The 19331-nt window shown below is 41.2% G+C and carries 14 protein-coding genes and 1 tRNA gene; 10 read left to right on the forward strand and 5 right to left on the reverse strand.

Going from position 1 to position 19331, the window contains the following annotated elements; genetic code table 11:
• The first annotated feature begins 9 nt into the window (after positions 1-9).
• The 4 genes from ybgF (at position 10) to HQK88_05600 (ending at position 4087) form a co-directional block, all read left to right on the forward strand.
• A complete protein-coding gene (gene ybgF, locus HQK88_05585) occupies positions 10-1074 on the forward strand; it encodes a tol-pal system protein YbgF (protein MBF0616274.1) in 1065 nt (354 codons plus the stop codon).
• A 77-nt stretch (positions 1075-1151) separates the two neighbouring features.
• Positions 1152-1233 (forward strand) — tRNA-Leu (locus tag HQK88_05590).
• Between the two features lie 41 nt (positions 1234-1274).
• Complete coding sequence (locus tag HQK88_05595; GenBank protein ID MBF0616275.1) at positions 1275-3521, forward strand: PAS domain-containing protein; 2247 nt, start codon at positions 1275-1277, stop codon at positions 3519-3521.
• A 23-nt stretch (positions 3522-3544) separates the two neighbouring features.
• The gene (locus HQK88_05600) at positions 3545-4087 is read left to right on the forward strand and encodes an HAD-IIIA family hydrolase (protein MBF0616276.1); all 543 of its coding nucleotides are present in this window, start codon (positions 3545-3547) and stop codon (positions 4085-4087) included.
• Between the two features lie 14 nt (positions 4088-4101).
• Here the strand turns inward: HQK88_05600 and HQK88_05605 are convergent, their stop codons facing one another.
• On the reverse strand, positions 4102-6099 hold the full coding sequence (locus HQK88_05605; GenBank protein MBF0616277.1) for a hypothetical protein: 1998 nt from the start codon (positions 6097-6099) through the stop codon (positions 4102-4104).
• Positions 6100-6295: 196 nt separating this feature from the next.
• Between HQK88_05605 and HQK88_05610 the strand changes: the two genes are divergently transcribed.
• From HQK88_05610 to HQK88_05625, 4 genes are read left to right on the forward strand one after another with little or no spacing between them, the layout of a single operon-like run.
• Entirely contained in the window at positions 6296-7402 is a 1107-nt protein-coding gene (locus HQK88_05610; GenBank protein ID MBF0616278.1) for a hypothetical protein, read from the forward strand.
• A 1-nt stretch (position 7403) separates the two neighbouring features.
• Positions 7404-8327 (forward strand): TIGR04222 domain-containing membrane protein, encoded by a 924-nt coding sequence (locus HQK88_05615; protein MBF0616279.1) that lies wholly within the window; start codon positions 7404-7406, stop codon positions 8325-8327.
• Positions 8294-9346, forward strand: a complete 1053-nt coding sequence (locus HQK88_05620) for a radical SAM protein (GenBank protein ID MBF0616280.1) — start codon at positions 8294-8296, stop codon at positions 9344-9346. Before HQK88_05615 ends, HQK88_05620 begins: the two co-directional genes overlap by 34 nt.
• Positions 9347-9369: 23 nt before the next feature.
• Positions 9370-10992, forward strand: coding sequence for a tetratricopeptide repeat protein (locus HQK88_05625; protein ID MBF0616281.1), 1623 nt, complete (start codon positions 9370-9372; stop codon positions 10990-10992).
• A 17-nt stretch (positions 10993-11009) separates the two neighbouring features.
• Here the strand turns inward: HQK88_05625 and ispE are convergent, their stop codons facing one another.
• Complete coding sequence (gene ispE, locus HQK88_05630) at positions 11010-11936, reverse strand: 4-(cytidine 5'-diphospho)-2-C-methyl-D-erythritol kinase (GenBank protein ID MBF0616282.1); 927 nt, start codon at positions 11934-11936, stop codon at positions 11010-11012.
• 18 nt (positions 11937-11954) lie between these two features.
• A complete protein-coding gene (locus HQK88_05635; GenBank protein ID MBF0616283.1) occupies positions 11955-13676 on the reverse strand; it encodes a tetratricopeptide repeat protein in 1722 nt (573 codons plus the stop codon).
• A gap of 369 nt (positions 13677-14045) precedes the next feature.
• On the opposite strand from HQK88_05635, the gene HQK88_05640 reads away from it, so the two are divergent.
• The gene (locus HQK88_05640) at positions 14046-14261 is read left to right on the forward strand and encodes a hypothetical protein (protein ID MBF0616284.1); all 216 of its coding nucleotides are present in this window, start codon (positions 14046-14048) and stop codon (positions 14259-14261) included.
• Positions 14262-14495: 234 nt separating this feature from the next.
• On the opposite strand, the gene HQK88_05645 is transcribed toward HQK88_05640, so the two are convergent.
• On the reverse strand, positions 14496-15803 hold the full coding sequence (locus HQK88_05645) for a DUF3391 domain-containing protein (GenBank protein MBF0616285.1): 1308 nt from the start codon (positions 15801-15803) through the stop codon (positions 14496-14498).
• Between the two features lie 202 nt (positions 15804-16005).
• Between HQK88_05645 and HQK88_05650 the strand changes: the two genes are divergently transcribed.
• A complete protein-coding gene (locus HQK88_05650) occupies positions 16006-16605 on the forward strand; it encodes a DUF3786 domain-containing protein (GenBank protein MBF0616286.1) in 600 nt (199 codons plus the stop codon).
• Between the two features lie 3 nt (positions 16606-16608).
• On the opposite strand, the gene HQK88_05655 is transcribed toward HQK88_05650, so the two are convergent.
• Positions 16609-19311 carry an AMP-binding protein gene (locus HQK88_05655; protein MBF0616287.1) on the reverse strand — a complete coding sequence of 901 codons (2703 nt, stop codon included), beginning with the start codon at positions 19309-19311 and terminating at the stop codon, positions 16609-16611.
• Between the last annotated feature and the right edge of the window lie 20 nt (positions 19312-19331).

The following is a 19331-nucleotide window of genomic DNA, read 5'->3' on the forward strand; positions in this document are numbered from 1 at the left end:
GGCCGCATTTTGCGTTTAAAACTTTTGAAACTATGCTCTGTTGCCTCTTTGGCTGTTCTTTGTGCATGTGCTCAGGGTGATGACCACAACACAATGAAAAATGAGATTATCGAACTGAGAAAAGCCCAACTGGGGCAAAAGCAGGAGATAACAGAAATTCAAAAACGTTTGTCAATGACAGACACATCAAAAACAGGAGCAAAGACCGACGTTCTTTCTGCAATAAGAGAAAATCAGGAGACACTGAATTCAAAAGTGGTACATCTGACCAGAGAGCTTCAGCAGTTGTCAGGGCGTTTCGATGAAAGAAAATACTATGATGACAGGATGTTTGCTGAGACAAAAACGGATAGAGATGTTCTTAAGGCGCAACTGGAAGCTCTTGAAAATGAGATAAAGGTGTTTCAGGGAAAGCCTGTTGATACAACCCCGCGGCAGACTCCTGTAGCTCAGCAACCGCTGCCGCAAGCTCAGTTAAAGCCCCAGAAGCAGGAACCACCGCCTCCTCCTCAACAGCAGCAACAGGCACCAATTGCCGCTAAACCGGAGGAAACGGGCGATACCAAGACTCTCTATGAAGATGCTTATAAAGACCTCCTCTCCGGTAAACCAAAAGAGGCAAGAGAGAAATTTAACAAAGTCATAAAGGAGTTTCCGGCAAGCCCGTTTGTCCCAAATTGCCACTTTTGGATAGCTGATTCCTATTTCAAAGAGGGAAACTATGAGGATGCTATATTGGGGTTTGATGTGGTGATAAAAAAATACTCCAGCAGCACTAAGGTTCCCGCAGCAAAGTTGAAACAAGCAATGGCGTTTAACGAACTTAAGGACGCAAAAACGGCTAAGACTATTCTTCATCAGTTAATTGAGGAACATCCTCAGTCAAAGGAGGCTGAGCAGGCCAAACAATTACTTGAAAAAATAGGCGGCACAGATGCCGGTAAAAAAAAAACTGAGGTAAAAAAATCGCCGGCAAAAACCGGACAAAAAACTGATAAGAAAAAAGTGGCCGCCAATAAGCAAAAGACAAAGAAAAAGACAGCCGCTGTGAAGAAAAAAGCAGAAGAGGAGTGATTAGCTGCATAATGGTGGCGGTTATAAATTGAACTTGAAAAAAGTAGTTTTATTGTAGTAAAATAACTTTTTGTAAAGCCGATGTGGTGGAACTGGTAGACACGCACGTTTGAGGGGCGTGTAGGGTAACCTATGGGGGTTCGAGTCCCCCCGTCGGCATATATATATACCCATCCGCTTTATTATTTAAGAGAGGCACTATGATTACCAGTATTATATATCTGTTATCTATCGGGTTGCAGCTATCAGTCGGATTATATGCTCTGTCTTTGATTCGCTTAACGGGACGAAAAACAGCATGGATATTAATCTCTGCCGCAATGCTTTTGATGGCTTTTCGCCGTATAGTATTGTTTTTTTATATACTTTCCGCTGGCAGACAAATAAGCATGGACGTTTCGGAAATAATTGCCTTTACTATCTCCTGCCTAATGCTGTTGGGTGTTCATTTTATAAGGGAATATTTCTTTTCTATTCATGCTGCCAATGCTAAGCGCAGGCTTGCTGAGGAGGCAGTGATTGCAAGCGAAATGCGCCTGAAGTCTTATATCAACATAACAGGCCAAATTATATGGGTGACTAATGCTGAAGGAGAGGTTGTAGAGGACATCCCGTCATTCAGGACATTTTGCGGCCTTAGTTATGAAGAGGTTAAGGGTTCAGGATGGGTGAAAGCCCTGCATCCTGATGATGTTGAACACACAATGCAGATATGGAAAAAGGCTGTGGCTGAAAGAAACTTCTATGAGACAGAATTCCGCATGCGCAGACATGACGAGGTTTATCGGGATTTCCTGGCACGTGGATTTCCTGTCTTTAGAAAAGATGGAAGCATTCTGGAGTGGATCGGCTCCTGTACCGACATTACCGAGCGCAAGCAGGCGGAACAAGAGATCCTTTTAATTACAAAGCGCCTTCAATTTGCAACCAGCTCAGCTAACATTGGGGTATGGGACTGGGACGTTACCAATAACATAATGACCTGGGATGACCAGATGCTTCAACTCTACGGTCTTACGTGGGAAACGTTTCCGGGAGGTGTAGAGGCATGGCAAAATGGCCTGCATCCTGATGACCGTGATACGATCGTTGAAGAGTGCAAAGCGGCTTTAAGGGGCGAAAAAGAGTGGGATACTGAATTCAGAGTACTGCACCCAAACGGGACTGTAAAACATATAAAAGCCAACGGAATGGTAATCCGGGACCATGAGGGTACCCCTGTCCGTATGCTTGGAACAAACTATGATATTACAGAGCGCAAGCTCAAAGAGAAAAGGGAACAATACCGCAGCTATACCATGCTGTCCACCCTTATAGACAATGTGCCGGATCTTGCCTGGATCAAGGACAGGGAGGGCAGGTTTATTATAGACAATGAAGCACACCGTGTGGCCGCTAATATGCCTGCCAATGCAATTAACGGGAAAACCGATTTCGATATCTGGCCCACGGATTTAGCAGAGAAACATATTGCTGACGATCAAGCCGTGATGGCATCAGGTGTGAGAAAGCATATAGAAGAGCCATATGTGGATGCAAATGGACTATTGCATTTTATTGAGACCATCAAGACACCTGTTAAGGATGAAAATGGCGAGGTCATCGGCACAGTAGGTATCGCCCACGACATCACTGAGCGTAAACGAATGGAGGAGGAGTTAAAGGAGTTAAACAGGACTCTTGAGGAGCGTGTAACTTTGGAGACAAACAGACGTTTAACGCAAGAGCATTTGTTAATTCAACAATCCAAGATGGCGTCCATGGGTGAGATGATTGGGCTAATTGCCCACCAGTGGAAACAACCAATAAACTCTGTAGGAATAACTATACAGGATTTAAAAGATGCTTATTCCTATGGAGAAGTTGATGATAAATATATTGACAATATTGTTGTGTCCACGATGCGGCAAATTGATTTTATGTCAAAAACTATAGATGATTTCCGAAACTTCTTTATACCGTCAAAGGAAAAAGTTTTGTTTGATGTAAAAGCTGCAGTAGATGAACTGCTATCTATATTTACGCATATTTTTAGGAAGAGCACTATAGAAATTTCTGTTAAAGCTGGACAGGATGTGTTAACCTCCACATCAGGTTATCCCAATGAATTTAAGCAGGTGCTGCTTAATATTTTGAATAACTCAAAGGATGCGATAATCATAAGAAGGGAAAATGCTCCTGAAATACAAGGCATTATAGAAATTAATATTACCAATACTGAGGATAAATCTAAAGTTATCGTTTCAGTTAGAGACAATGGTGGTGGAATTCCTGATGATGTATTAGAGAAAATATTTGAACCGTTTTTCACAACTAAAGGAACTGAAGGCACAGGGATCGGTCTTTACATGTCAAAAACCATAATTGAGACAAATATGGGCGGTAGCCTGACAGTGGGAAATGTTGATGGCGGTGCTGAGATTGTGATAACTTTAGGGCTTACATAAATAATGATTAAGGGAAAAAAATAATGAGTGACAAACAGCAGAGGATTTTAGATAAAGCAAAACCAGTAAAACTTCTCATTTTAGATGTTGACGGGGTGCTGACAGACGGCAAGATTGTGTTTGGCAGCGGCAGTAGCGAGATGAAAAGTTTTAACGTCAGAGATGGCCACGGAATAGTGGTTTTTAAAGAGCAGGGCTTTCATGTGGCAATAATAACCGGAAGAGACTCTGAGGCAGTTACAAGACGTGCCACTGAGCTTGGCATCACTGACGTATATCAAAAGTGCTGGGATAAGGTTAAAGCGTATGAGGAACTAAAAGCCAGATATAATCTGAGCAACACAGAGTGTGCCTACGTTGGAGATGACATTGTGGATATTCCGCTGCTTCTGCGCGTAGGATTTGGCATAACAGTTGGGGACGGGCACCCTGATGCTAAGGCAGTTTCCGCCTATGTTACCGAAAACTATGGCGGTAACGGAGCAGTTCGTGAAGTGTGTGAGTTAATACTGAAAACGAAAAACCTCTGGGATAAAATCATAGGTGATTTGAAAAAAGTCAGTTGAATACAAAAGCTGTGCTATCTGCTAACTGACCTTTCCTTTATCGAATGTTTTATTGAAATAAGAAATGGAATGGCCTCACTCTGTAAAATATCCGGAATTAAGTCTGAGTTTTCTACAACACTCAACACCGGCAGATTGACCGACATCAGCACCTTGCCGGCCTCTATTATGGCATCTATTTCGCTGCAGCTCTCCTCATGATATGCCGGCTTAAAGTTAGCAGCATCAGTTTTCATCAGATGACGGTTGTCTGCCATTTTAATCAAAATCAACAATAAAGATATTCGAGCGGCTTTGTGCCACAAGTCAGGATCGTCTATAAAAACAGCCCCATCTATGTGGAAATCACCGTCAATATACATTTTGACAAAAATTTCCGGCTCAGACCCCGCGATTATAGAACCAGAGAGGCTGGCGCTTTTATCATCCAGCATTTTCCATATTATTTTAAGTAATGTCTGGTTTTCAGTGAATATTGAGTATGCTAAAAGGCTAAAAATTATTCTTGAAACATAAATGCCTTTTAGCCTTGCCCGTACATTTTCCAATATATCCGTTTTTATTTCATCAATCCGTCTGAATTTGTCTTTTTTATAGTAAGAGGATACTTTTTGGTGAAAAGCAGCAAACAACTCAGACCATTGTTCAAGCATGTTAATAGTTGTAACCTCTGTGGCTTTTCTTTGGAGATCTTCAAGTGATGAGTAAACAGAGAGTCCATCGCTCATTTCAATATACTTTTTACGATTCAATTCAATTAGAGTCTGATTATAAATCTCAACAGAAAAAGGGGCTGGGGCAGGTAACAGCCGAAGTTCGTTGAAAAAAGCAGTGATAATTTCCTGAGAACCCTTTAGTGCTGCATTTTTTAAGGATTTAGCGAGGGATTCATTTAAAATATCAAGATATTCATAAGCGAAATCCTCTTTCCTGAACACAGAGTCGGTAAACCATAAAAAAACTGTTTCAGGAGTTTGTGATTTTTGGGACATTTCAGAAAATATCTCTATACAGCGTTTTATCAGATCCGGGTTATTGCCGTAGCATGAGACGGCAGAAAATATTCCGGCCGCTGACCGCTCAATAATTGCAGACACCGCAGGGTTGTTGCAAATGGCAGCTTCAGAGTGTATTTTTGCAATTTGTTCCAAGGGTAAAAGGAGGTTTATCTGAAAATTTGCAGGAGACTTATTGCCCTCTGAGGTTACGGTTTCCTCCGCTGTAAAGACAGCAGATACATCGTCAGTGCTTAACTTTAATAAGTAAGAGGCAAGGTGATGCAGCTCAGAGAGAGTTTTTGCGAGGTTTTTACTGTTATGGACTTTTACCTCTTTTGATAACATTTCACCAATGCTTTGGAGAGATTCGGCAAACAGAGCAAATCTATTGTTCACTCTCTTTTTTAACACACAATCCCATGCCTTGCTGAGCAGCCTGTCAAGTGCAAAACCTGCGTCTGAAACAAAAAGCCTCATCTTGATAAGAAAACTAAGGGATGTCCACAGTATAAATGAAAATATTATCAGTGCAGCCCACGCCGACACTGCCCACAGATAACTGTCCGGCAACTCACGAATGAAAAACTTCAATACAACACTGTACAGCAAACTGAAGGCAAGTAAAAAAGGCAACAGTTTTGCCTCCCATATACTGAAAAATAACTCTGATATCTTAGACGTCCCGTATTTGTTATCAGCCCTGTCCATTACCATGTAAGAAATCGGAATTAAAAGCGCAAACACGGCGGTATTAAAAATTATTATATCGTTTAAAAAACCGGCCCCAGGCATTACGAATTTGTTTATGTGCCATGAAAAATCAATCTGGCCCTCAACCCATGGAACGTACAACCTGTTTTGCCGAAGTTTCTGATACTTAGCGATAAAAGATTCCTTATATTTTAAATAATAGACAGCAGAAGAGACTGTCATCCCAAGGACGAAAAGCCCTAACGAGTATAAAACGTACTTTAAACCCTTCACAGCAGTGGTATTATACAGCTTATCTGCCAATAAAGGCTATTGAAATTTTAAATTTTTGCGGAAGCAGACCACTTAACAAAAAGATACCGGCATGCGTGTTGACATTCATTGCGCTGTTAAATTAGTATAAGCCACATTTTAGACAACGGAGTGTAAATGGCTCCTTGACTCAAAGTGTTTTTTAAATAATTATACCAATTAGAATTAATAGCACTAGGAGGGAGACATGTTCTTATCAAAACTGCGAAATCTGAGCCATGAAAAAAGGCAGCGAGTTTTCACATATTCGCTTATAATTGCAGCTCTGTATACGTTAATCATTGTTTTTTCAGCTTCGATGATGTATCACAATCGCGCGCTTTCAGATGCAAAACATAAACTGAGGATGAGCCCTACCGGAGCTGAGCCAGGACGAACACCACCGGATCCACTGCCTGCAACAGGCAACTATGCCACGGTTAAAACAGGCACCTACGTTGAAGACGTTGACAACTTGTCAATTAAAGACAGCATGTGGAGCGTCAATTTTTATATATGGTTTTCATGGCAAGGAGATGCTAAGCTCGACCCCGGAGGTAAACTTGTAGTTGTCGATGGCGTGGTAAACAAAAAAGAGCTTTTGGAGGATTACCATGGCAAAGACGGCATCAATTACCAGAGATACAGGATTTCTGCAAAGATAATCAAGTTTTTCGATACAGCCCGTGTGCCTATAGAAGACCACATGCTCAATATCTACGTGGAGGATGGCTCAAGGGATGGCACAAAGCTCCGGTATGTGGCCGATGAAACCTCTAATATTAGTTCAAGGTTGAATATTCCCGGCTTTAAAATCACAGGCTTCAGCAATGTAGTTAAAACGCATACTTATAAATCAAGTTATGGTGATCCGAGAGTTTCCTCTGACAGCAAAAAAGTATTCTCACAGTATATAGCTGCGGTCCGGATTAAGCGGATAGATTTCGGATTTTATCTCAAAATCTTTCTCTCTTTGTTTGCCGCACTGTTGCTTACCCTTTCCAGCTTTTTTATCAAACCCTCCGATGTAGGGCCTCGCTTTGCTTTACCTACGGGCGCATACTTTGGCGCTGTGGCTAACACCTACCTTGCTAATTCACTTTTGCCCACCTCTGGTTCATTCGGACTGGTGGACCACGTGGCAGGGATAGGCCTCTTTACTATTTTTATCTCGATAGCCGTCTCACTGCTTTCCAACTACTACGCCCGCATGGAGGATAAAGAGCTTTCATTAGCTCTGGACAGAATAATGTTTTTGGTGGTGGGTATATGTTGTGTTGCTGCTAATATTATTATTCCATGGTGTGCCAGATAGAATGCCCTTAACGCCTGTCCCAAACTCAGAAGCACACAACATATTTATACTCACATCACTGATTTGGATATTTTTAGCAGCCTATTGGATATTTAAGTACAGTAAAATCTCCTATGGCTATCCGGCTGACAAATCTCAACCCGTTCCGTATGAAGCGGCTTATATGAAAAAAGGCAGAAATCATGCCGTCACGGTTTGTTTGTTTGATTTAATACAAAGAGGCTATATTGTTGTTGATGAGGCAAAAGATTTGACAGCTACGGGAAACACTGAGGGCTTAAACACAGCTGAGAATGCGTTAATAGATACAGTCCGTGTAAAGTCCTCAATTGCTGGAATATTTGCTCAGCGTGATCAGCTAAAACGCTTTGAATATTATACACTCCGCTCTCTTACAGTAAAGGGTTTGATAAAAGATTCAAAAGAGACAAACCGCTTTTGCAAAAACCTGCGGATGTTTGCCATCATTTCGGCTATTGCCCTTACGGCAGTTAACCTGTATCTGGAGTTTCCTGCTGGCGAAGGGATGATGTTGTTTTCACTCTTAGTGCCGGCAATTGCTTTTATATCTTCATATGTAATGCAAAGGACAACAATAAAGACAAATAGAGGTAAGGCATATTTAACCCATCTGGAGAATAAAATAGCAGCTTCTAACCACGTATCAGGTTCAGATGGACATTATGACCCAACCCTAAGTTATGCTGTAGCAGTGCTGGGTATGGCTGTGTTAGCGGGTACGGTATTTAGCGGCATATCGGAGGCAATTTATTATCACGGAGGGGCTGCAGGGAGCAGCGGCGGGTGTAGTGGCTGTTCTTCAGGCGACATTGGCTCTGGCAGCAGCTGTAGTGGCTGCTCCTCTGGTGATAGCGGCGGAGACAGTGGCGGATGCAGCGGCTGTGGCGGCGGTGGTGGAGATTAGATTCCCCTGTGCTTAAAGTGTGGGGATTTGACGGGCCTTTTTATCTGCAGTGGCACATCACTGAGCATTGTAACCTTAACTGCATACACTGCTACAGGGAGGGAAACGCTGCTGAACCAGAGATATCCGCTTTGATGGGTGTACTAAAAAACTTTAACCGGTTTTTAAAGTCAATCCACAAAAGGGGTAGAATTCAGATAAGCGGCGGCGAGCCTTTCTTGTCAGAGCATTTATTTTCAATACTTATGGAGGCTAAAAAGAGCGGCTATCCAATCCGGGTGCTTTCAAACGGGACTGTAATGTCTAAAGATTTAGCAAAACGACTGAATGAGTCAGGGTGCCGTATTGTTCAGGTGTCTTTTGAGGGCTCTGAGGAAATTCATGATAAAATCAGAGGGATTGGTTCCTTTAAAAAGGCTCTTGACGGCACAAAGATACTGTGTGAGGAAAATGTCGAGGTGACTGCCATGATGACCGTATCAGACATTAATTATAAGGCATTAACAGAAACAATTAAACTTACCACTCCGTATATACGACGTTTTGCTTTTTCGCGGCTTGTGCCGTGGGGGAGGGCTTTGACACTTGCTGATTCTATGTTGACAACAAAACAGGTAAAAAGTCTGTTCAGGGAATTTCATAAATTAAACTTAAATACTGAAAATCAAAAAGGTGCGGAGGTATCAAAGACGTATCGGGACCCTTTGTGGCAGGGGTTTTTTGGAAAAGTAAACCCGCTCCTTTTAGGCGGCTGTTCAATTGGCTACAATGGAATATGCGTTGACACCGATGGCACAGTGTATCCGTGCAGGCGGCTTCCGGTCTCTCTTGGCAATGTGCACGATACGGATTTAACTGAGATATGGAAATCTGAGATTTTACGGGAACTCAGAAACCGGGACTTATTAAAAGGTAAATGCAGAGGGTGTAAACTTAGGTGGCAGTGCGGAGGATGCAGAGCCATAGCGTATGCCAAGACGGGTGATTATCTATCTGAAGACCCGCAGTGCTTTAATTAAACTCAATATGGTTAAATAGAAAAATGAAAGATTTTTTAAAAAAGATAACAACCGGTAGCTCCGGAGATATTATCACAGCAGCTATTTTTATAATTGTTTTAACTGTGTTTGTTTTCATAGAAGTCAGGGGTTTTGATTTTGTTAATTTAGACGATACCAAGTACATATTCGAGAATCAACGGGTAATTCACGGTTTAACACTTGATAATGTGCTCTGGGCATTTAAAACGACTTATTCTTTTTACTGGCAGCCACTTACGTGGCTTACCCATATGCTGGATATAGAAATGTACGGGCTTAACGCTGGCGGCCATCATATAACAAATCTCATTATTCACATTCTTAACTCAATCCTGCTGTTTTACGCCTTCTACCTGATAAACGCTGATATGCTAAGAAGCGGAGCGCTTGCCGCCTTGTTTGCTCTCCACCCCATGCACGTGGAATCTGTTGCATGGATAGCTGAACGAAAGGATGTGCTGACGGCATTTTTCTATATCGCTGCGGTTGCCCTGTATTTTAGTTATGCTAAAAAACCGTCACTGAGAAAATACATATACGTGGCAATAGCCTTTGTTTTAAGCATAATGTCAAAACCAATGGCCGTGACTCTTCCTGTTTCTCTCCTTTTGCTTGACGTATGGCCATGTGGCAGATTTAAGTTTGAAGGCAGTATCGCACAGTTTTTAAAATTTAACAAGGCTTTGTTTTATGAGAAAATCCCATTTTTTGTAATATCGGTGATTACTGCAATTGTCACATTTTTTGCTCAAAAAGAGGTAGGAGCTGTTGCCTCTCTGGAAAATCTCCCTGTGTCTTTAAGACTTGAAAACGCACTGGTGTCGTATGTTAAATATGTTTATAAGCTGTTCTATCCGGTTGAGCTGGCTTGCCTGTATCCCCTTCCCCGCACGATACCCCTATTGCAACCGGTGTTGGCTTTATTGGCACTTGTGGTGGTGTCAGCCATTGCCGTTTTAACTATTAAGAAGGCGCCATACATTTTTGCCGGATGGTTTTGGTTTGTTATCACTATGCTGCCTGTAATCGGGCTTGTACAGGTTGGGAATCAGTCAATGGCTGACAGATTTACATATATTCCCTATATAGGACTGTTTGCTATTGTGGTAACGGCAATACCTGAGCCAAAAACCAACGCTAAAAAAGCTCTGGCCTCTGCCTTAGCGTTTATTGTGCTTTTGTTTTGCGTAGTGCTTTCCAAAAAACAGGTTTCCTTCTGGCAAAACTCTGTTACGCTATTTAAACATACCTTAGCAGTAACAAAAGATAATGTTGTGATTTTAAATAATCTCGGAGCTAGTCTTATCTCGATGGGTAGGTCAGATGAGGCCGTCGGATATTTTAAACAAGCAGTGGAAATTAATCCTATCTATGTAGAAGCCAACGTAAACTATGCAAATGCACTGGTACGGCTCAGACAGGCTGATAATAGTATTTTATACTATAATATAGCTCTCAAACTAAAACCTAATATACCCGAGGCGTATAACGGCCTTGGCACTGCTATGATTGTTAAAGGAAACAAAGATGAGGCCGCAAGATACTTCAAAAAGGCCATCCAACTACGCCCAGGATATGAAGATGCCCTGTTTAATCTGAGGCTTATTGAAAGAGGTGTAAAATAATGAAGCTCCACATTATTTTATAGAGAATTGGTGGTAAGTGTGTCAGCAGGCTTTATCCAATAATCCGGATATTTTTTGCACAGTAACTCCTGAGCCTGCTCTCTTTTGTGTTTGCTATCGAAAGCGCCAAAAATCGTTGAACCGCTGCCGCTTAGAAGTGACGCACGGGCTCCGGTATCACTCAGCTGTCCTTTGATTTCATTAATCCACGGGAAATCAGCGCTTATTGCGTCCTCGATGTCGTTTTTCATTAATTTTCCCATTGTCTTAAAATCACGGATGCTTAGTGTCTTAATAAATTGAGTGGCAAGTGCGGGAATATTTAATAGTCTGTTTTCAGCCATGAATTTTCTATCAAGCCTCTTGTCAACCATTTTATATGCCCAAGGGGTGGGAGTAGAAACAGGCGGTTTTACAAGCAGTAAAGCAACGGAGGCATCTGAAATAAGAGGAGTAACAATCTCCCCTCTGCCCGTAACCATTGCAACAGAGCCTTTGATAAAAAAAGGTACATCCGATCCGGCCTTTGCCGCCAATTCTGTAAGTTCATCAACACTAAGTCTGAGGTCTAAAAGCCTGTTTAGACCCATCAACGCAGTAGCGCAATCTGAGCTGCCTCCGCCAAGCCCTGCCTCTGCCGGTATTTCTTTTGTTAACTTTATCGTGATTTCACCTGTGGTCTCTTCACTCAGTGTGTGCGATTTCATATGTGAGGCTAAAATATTTAAAGCCTTTGATACAAGATTATCCTTAGCGGGGATATTTAAATCGCTTTCCAGCATAAGGGGTGAAAACACTGTGGCGTCACCGGTCTTTTTAAACTCCAGAGTGTCATAAACACTGATGGATTGAAACAGCGAGGCTATATCGTGGAAACCGTCTGCGCGTACTCCGGTGACAAACAAAAACCAGTTGATCTTTGCCGGGGCTAAGAGTTTAAGCATGTATTGTGATTTGTTTAGTTACTCATGTTTGGGTAAATTTTTTAATTTCTCTTCAACCCTGTCCTTAAGGCCTGACTCGTCTTTATAGTGTTTAAGGGAATTTTCCCATGCTGCCACAGCCTTACCGTAATTTTCCAGTTTAAAATATATATCCCCAAGGTGTTCAAATATAGTTGCATCATCGTTAACAAGACTTATGGCCTTTTCCTGCTCTTTCAGTGCATCCTTGTATTTTCCCTTTTGATAATAAATCCATGCACGGCTATCTATAATGTAACCGTTATCGGGTTTAAGTTTAAGGGCTTTATTGACAAGTTCAAGTGCCTCATCCAGCCGCTCCCCTCTGTCCGCATACGAGTAGGCAAGATAATTTAAGGCATCTGAGTTATCAGGATCTATCTCCAGCACCTTTCTTATATAGCGCTCCATAGTCACAAAGTCATCCATTTTCTCATAAACATTTGCAATATTCAGGTAGATTTCCTCGTTATCAGGGTAGATTTTAAGAGCGTTTGTCAGCAACTCAATTGCCCTGTTATAATTTTTCATATTATTGTAAACAAGTGCAGCGTATAGGAAATACTCCGGCTTTGAGGTATCAAAAGAAAGGAGCTCCTCGTAATAATGTGCAGCCTCTTCGTAGTTTTTGGTTTCCTTGTAAAGATAGGCCAATCTGAGAAATGCTTTAACATTTTTAGGCGCTATGTTGATGGCCTGTTTTAACTCATCTATAGCCAAATCAATTTTTTTCATAGCCTCGTACGCTAAAGACAGGTAGTATTTAACAAGGACGTTATTGGGAGCAGCCGTTTTGACAAGCATAAACTCATCTACTGCTTTGTCAAAGACCTCCTCCTCAAGATACAGAAGCCCAATTCTTAAATGTATATCTATGTTTTCCGGCAGTTCTTTGCTTAGTGTCTCCAGCTCCTCAATCGCCTTTGGGATTTCCTTGTTTGTCATATAGAGCCGTGAGAGCAACTCTCTGGCTTTCAGATTTTGGGAATTTATCTCAAGTGCACCCTTATAGTACTTTGCAGCTTCATCTTTATTGCCCTTCATTTCGCTTATCATGCCCATATAGACGAGTGCCGGGTCAAAGGAGGGATTGAGGATGAGGGCGGTTTTTAAGTATTTGGTAGCGTTATCAAGGTCATTGGTTTCCAGAAATATTATACCCAGATAGTAATTCCCCATGACATTAGAGGGATCCTTGTCAACAAACACTCTAAGTACTCTGCCGGCATTTTCATAATCCTTTTTCGATAAGTACAGGGCACCTAAGAAAACTATTGCTCCTGTGTCGTCAGGGTCTAAGCTTATAATTTTCTCATACAGTTTAATAGATTCATCCAACCCATGGTTTGCATTATATAATTCCCCTAAGAGCTTCATTGCAGGGATATAGTTTGGATTTTTCTTTAACACATCCTCAACCACCTTCTGTGAATCAGCTGGCCTGTCCTCCCTCAGCAATACATATGCTATTTGAACCTTCAGATATGATGAATCAGGGTCATCTTTCAGAGCTGCTCTAAATTCCTTTAGCGCTTTAACCCAATCGTTCTGTTCCTCAGCTATAGCTCCCAGCATGTAGTGGTAATAAGCCAACTCCTCGCTGCTTTGAGAAGTGTTTGGATTAGGGCTGGTAGCTGAATTTGCAGCGAATGCGCCGGTAAAACAAACAAATGTGAATAAAAAAATCATTTGTAAAAAAAGGAAGGTTTTTCTTCTTTTCATTTTACTCCATAATGTATGTTAGTACACATCTAGAACCGAGGAAAGCACCCATGTACGAGGTTCTCTCCCGTCTCCTCTGGCAACCCGCCCCGGAGCCTTTCCCACCAACCGTACTTCTTATTCAACATCTCTATCAACAATATATTATAACATAAAAAATTTTAAACTTAAAGTATGCAGTTGATCAAGAAATCCGAGATAGGAAATGTAGTTTCCAGATAAAAGGGATTTTTGAGAAAAAATTTCAGGTTACAGCAGACCTATCCCTTGTTTTTAGTCCTAAAACATTATTAATTACAGCTCCGACACATTTTTGTTAGATATATATATTTGTCTTCTGTAAATCAAATTACTGAGAAAGGAATCACAATGGACGTGACCTTGAGCAACGAAAAGATAAAAGAACTTTTAAAAGAGGTTTTAATTGAGCTTATTCAAACTAAAAGAGAAGTTTTATATGAAATTATTTTGGAGGCCATGGAGGGGGTTGGTATGGCAAATGCCATATCAAATGGCAGAAAAAACGAATTTGTTGAAGAGGACGAAGTATTTTTGGCTCTGGATTGCAGTGAATATAAAATATGAGCTATCGTTTATTAAGGATTTGAAGAAGATCAAAGATATGAAAGCCTTACTAAGCGTGAAAGATGTAATTGTTCAATGTCAGGAGGCTGCCAATATTAGCAAAATAAAGAATCTGTTGAAATTAACTGGATATGATAATTTTTATCGTATTCGTATAGGTGAGTATCGGCTTGGACTTGAAGTAAAATCAACGTTTTCTACCCATAAATGAATTTCGGTCAGATAAGAAATAGGTTAAGGGATATTTCCAAGCATTTTTACAAATTTGAGAAATATGTCTGCATCAAAGTCTTCAATCTGGTTTCTTATAATAGAGAGAGCCTCAAAGGAGCTATAAGCCGGCTTATAGGGCCTTGCTGTGGTAAGAGCGTCATAGACGTCAACCAGAGAGACAATGCGTCCTGCCATGTGGATGTCATTGGCGGCTAATCCTCTTGGATAACCTGTGCCGCTGAGTTTTTCATGATGTTCCAATATGGGGACAAATGCATCCTTTGGGCAAGTTTTCTGTTCATGTAAAATCTTAACGCCAAGTCCCACATGCTGCTTGATAACGGCATATTCCTTTTCGGTAAGCCGTGAAGGTTTATTCAAAATGCTGTTTGGAATGGCGCTCTTTCCAATATCATGAAGAATTGCACCCATGCCAAGCATTTGTAGTTCACTGTTTTTTAATGTTCCCAGAGCTACCGCTAAGCCAACAGAGAGTACCCCTACGTTTATGGAATGGGTATAGGTATAGTAATCATATTTATTTATCGTAAGCAGCTCGGACAGTACACTTCCGGTTTTTTGTATTGTTTCTACAATCTCCTCAATAGATTGCTTACACCTTTTGATCTTTTCACCGCTGCGCGGGTCATCCAGAAGTTCCATCATCAGAAACTTTGCATTCTCTCTGATAATAGTATTTTTTATTTTTCTGATTTCCTCAGGGGTCCCAGACGCTTTAAATGACTCAAGGTCTTTCAGATATTTTTTATATCTCTCGTTTGCGCTACGTTCTATCATGAAATTGTTTTGTAGCGAAAGAATTTTATCGGTTATTTCTATTGGCTTATCTTTATATTTTAAAAAGGGAAGTATTTCAAGGTTTTTCTTGAAGTAAATAGAAAAATCTATTAAACTACCACGTATAAGAGTCTCTTTATCTATCGGGGTGTAGTTGTTAAGATCGGAAAAATATTTATCAAGTTCCATTTTAGTGTAAGTCGGTTGGGATGATAAGGGCTGCACCCAGTCCTCCGGCACCTCAGGGGTGATCTCATTCAACTCTACGAATTCTGAATGTGCTGCCACAACCTCTTCTTTTTTTAGAAACTTTATTTGCTCCAGCTCTTTTGGTGTCTCATTTACGTGCTTTTGTCCTTTGTCCATATCAACATAAACGGTTTTTATCCCTGAGTCTGTTAGCTTACGGATTTGGTCAGAGTCTTTTATTAAAAAATGATGGGTTAAAAACGGTGTCTTTTCCCAGTTTTCGTCCAGACCGGCAAGGTACATACCTACTTTCAACTCTTCTATTGGTATTTTTTCTTTCATTAATTTAAAGGTCAATTTCCGTTTTTATAATTTTTTTCGCCTATTAAACAGTCAAAATATTTCTCACACCTAAACAAAACCCTATTGTAAAAAGCATAGCACAGACGGACTTACAGATGACTTACAGATCAACCTAATAATGATTAGAAGGTTATAATTATGTCCTGATTTACTTTATTGCTTTACTATTATAAAATAACTGATGATACCGAGCGAGGATAAATGCTGGGCAACACTTAGCGGCTTAAGCGTTACGGATGTCTGTAAACGATGCAACGTTTCTTACAACCAAAGCGAAGAGTACTATGTGGTTAAGTCATTTGGGGCAGAGTTTTCAGTGTCTCCCAAAACAAGAAAGATTGCTCCGCTTTCTGAACAAGGCAAAATAATAACAGAACGGTTTTTGGATTTTTATACTCTCTCTGCTTTGTTTTACTTAAATGAGACAAAGGACATCCCGGAAAGCGGCAGAATTGTCTCCCCGCTTGAAATTAAGGGCGGCGATATGTTCTTTAGAGGCGGACATACGCTTCCTCTCAATAAGGTTGCTCTAAAGTATGACAACAAGAGAGATGATTTTCTTAACAGAGGATTTTCTATGGGTGCTGCGTTATCCACTTATGGTGACGTTTCCTTCAAGGTTTATCCGTTTCCGCGTCTTCCTGTTGTATTAATCCTGTGGCACTCAGATGATGAATTTCCCCCAAGAGCCGACTTATTGCTTGATTCAAGCTGTGACTTTCACCTTCCCACTGACGTTATCTGGTCTGTGTGTATGCTTTGTACGCTTATGATGCTTTAACCGTTATCGCTTAATATTCATCAATGTGAGAATTTGACTTTTTACCTCATCGGCAAGTTTTTGGTAGTTTTTATCGGCAGCTTTTTCAGGATAAACCGGTTTGCCAAAAATTACAGTTACCGTGTGTAGTTTTGGTAAAAATGCGCCTCGCGGCAGCACATCATAAGCCCCTCTGATGAGTACCGGCATAAGCGGAACACCACACTCATAAGCTAAAATTCCAACCCCCTTTTTAAACTCCTGAAGTGTGCCGTCAACAGAACGCCCTCCCTCAGGAAATATGCAGAGCGACTGACAGTGGTTTAGCAGGTACGCAGATGTGGTAAGAGCGCGCATCAGATGCTCCCCCGGATCTATCGGAATTACATGAGCGTAGCGTGCAAACCGGCTTGAAAGATACCCTGTAAAAAATCCACTGTCACCTTGAAAAAACAGATTTTTAAACACCTCATGCGGCACACAAGCAGATACGAAAAATGCATCCATGTAGCTACAGTGGTTTGGGCAAAGAATATAGGCCGTATCAGGCAGATTTTCAATGCCTTGTAATTTTGCCTTAAAAAATATTCTGAATGCGGTTTTTAAAACATAATTCATGATTTTAGCTATAAAATCCTCGTGCTTTTTGTTTAAAAATCCCGATTGTATAAGATCGCTTTTGTCGGGTGTTCCCTTCAACATCTCCGAATAACCTGTTTTCGCTGCTCTTGTCTCCGATTGGTCTTGTAGTACTTCATCTGTAGCAACTTTAGATACCGCCTCTATGACACTATCAACCGATTGCAGCTCTGACATCACAGATTCAGGGAGGCGGATTTTAAGCCTCTTCTCAATTGCGGCAATTAGCTCTATTTTCCTTAAAGAATCAAATCCCAGATCTAATTCAAGATTATCGCTGCCTCCTATTGGAGTATTAATCTCAGTGATTTCGCGGATTAGCTTAAGCACAACTAAAGCATACTGGCCGGTAGGTTCCTCTTTGTGTTGTAAAGCAGAGCTGCGGTCAACTGTCTCTGTCTTTACCATCTCTTTGATTATATATCTTTGGAGTTTTCCTAATCTGGTCTTTGGAAGCTCATCCGACCAGAGTTGAAAACCCTTTAGTCGCATATACGGCGGCAGTGTGGTGGATATCCTGTTTATTGACCATTTAACTGATTCATGAATGGACGGGATTTTCATTTTCTTAGCATAATCCGTATCACAAACAATAAGTGCATAAAGTGAGGCTGCCCCCCTTTCGTCATTTCCCTCATAAACGCAGATTTCTTTGATAAGGGGTTCCTCCAGATATTTTGCCTCCACATCCTCAGGGTAAACATTCTTGCCGGAGCTCAGCACTATAACCTCTTTAGCGCGTCCTGTAATAAATAAATACCCGTCAGAATCAATGTAGCCAATATCTCCGGTATGAAAGAACCCGTCTTTAATGACAGAGTCAGTCTCACTCTGTGCAGTACCGAAATAACCTTTCATGACCATTGGGCCTTTTATTAATATCTCAGCGCTGTCAGCTGCTTTGCCAGGAGTCTTAAGTGTTTTTATAGTAACCCCGTTTAATGGAATTCCGGCTGAGCCCGCTTTCCGTTTTTTTAACGGATTAAAGGTAACAATCGGAGAGGTTTCAGTTAACCCGTAACCCTCGATAACGGTAAAGCCAAAAGCCTCAAGACGACGCATCGTTTCCGGTTTAAGTTTAGCGCCTCCTGAGGTTATAAACCTGAACTGCTCTCCAAAAGCCTCCAAAACTTCTTTAAAAAAAACCGCTCCGGAATTTATATCAACAGTCCTCCGTAAAAAATCTGACAACGATAGCAACCGTTTTGTAAGAAATCTGATGTGCGCAGGACGTGCCGTAATCTTAGTTTCTATAGCATTTAGAAACATCTCAAGAAGGCGCGGCACACCAATTAAGCCTGTAACACGGCAATCACGAATTGTCTTAACAAGGTCAGCTCCCTTAAGCCCCGGCGGATACGTAACAGTTGCGCCAACAAGCATCGGAACAAAAAAGGCACACATAAACGGATATGTGTGATGCGCAGGAAGCACAGAGAGCACGTTGTCGCTGCCGCAGATTATAAGTTGTTCCATTGCAGCCTTAGCGTCTGAGCAGAGATTCGTATGAGTTAGAAAAACACCCTTGGGTTTAGACGTGGTGCCGGAGGTAAATATGATTGACGCACCGTCTTCGTTTGATGGCAGATGTTTAAAATCAAACTCAGGAGCGGTTTTAGATTCCCAGGCATTCATAAAATCAGGGCTGTCAAATGGGATGATTGTTTTGTTTAAGCCGTTTAGAGCACTTTGTACCTTCTCCTTAACAGTAGTACCGGTAAAAAATACTATGGCTCCTGAGGCCTCAGTGAGGTTTTTAATTTCACTTTCGCCAAGCTCTGAATCTATTGGTACGCACACAGCGCCAAGAGCTGATGCCGCAAGATATGCGGCAAACCACTTAGGCATACTCTCTGAGCAGATTGCAACCTTGTCGCCAAACTTAACTCCCAATGTTTTGGAAAGGAGTTGTGATATGTTCAGAGTTTTGGTAAGAAACTCACCGTACGATATTTCTATCTTAGAATAGGACTCTGATTCCTGAGCGTTGATTTTAACATATTGAATAAAGGCGATTTTTTCGGAGTACTTTTTTGCAGCCTCAAAAACCCACCCAGGGACTGAATATGAAAGATTTTCAGTTAACATTATACGTTATCATAAGTGCA

The sequence above is a fragment of the Nitrospirota bacterium genome, assembly GCA_015233895.1.
Lineage (GTDB): Bacteria > Nitrospirota > Thermodesulfovibrionia > Thermodesulfovibrionales > Magnetobacteriaceae > Magnetomonas.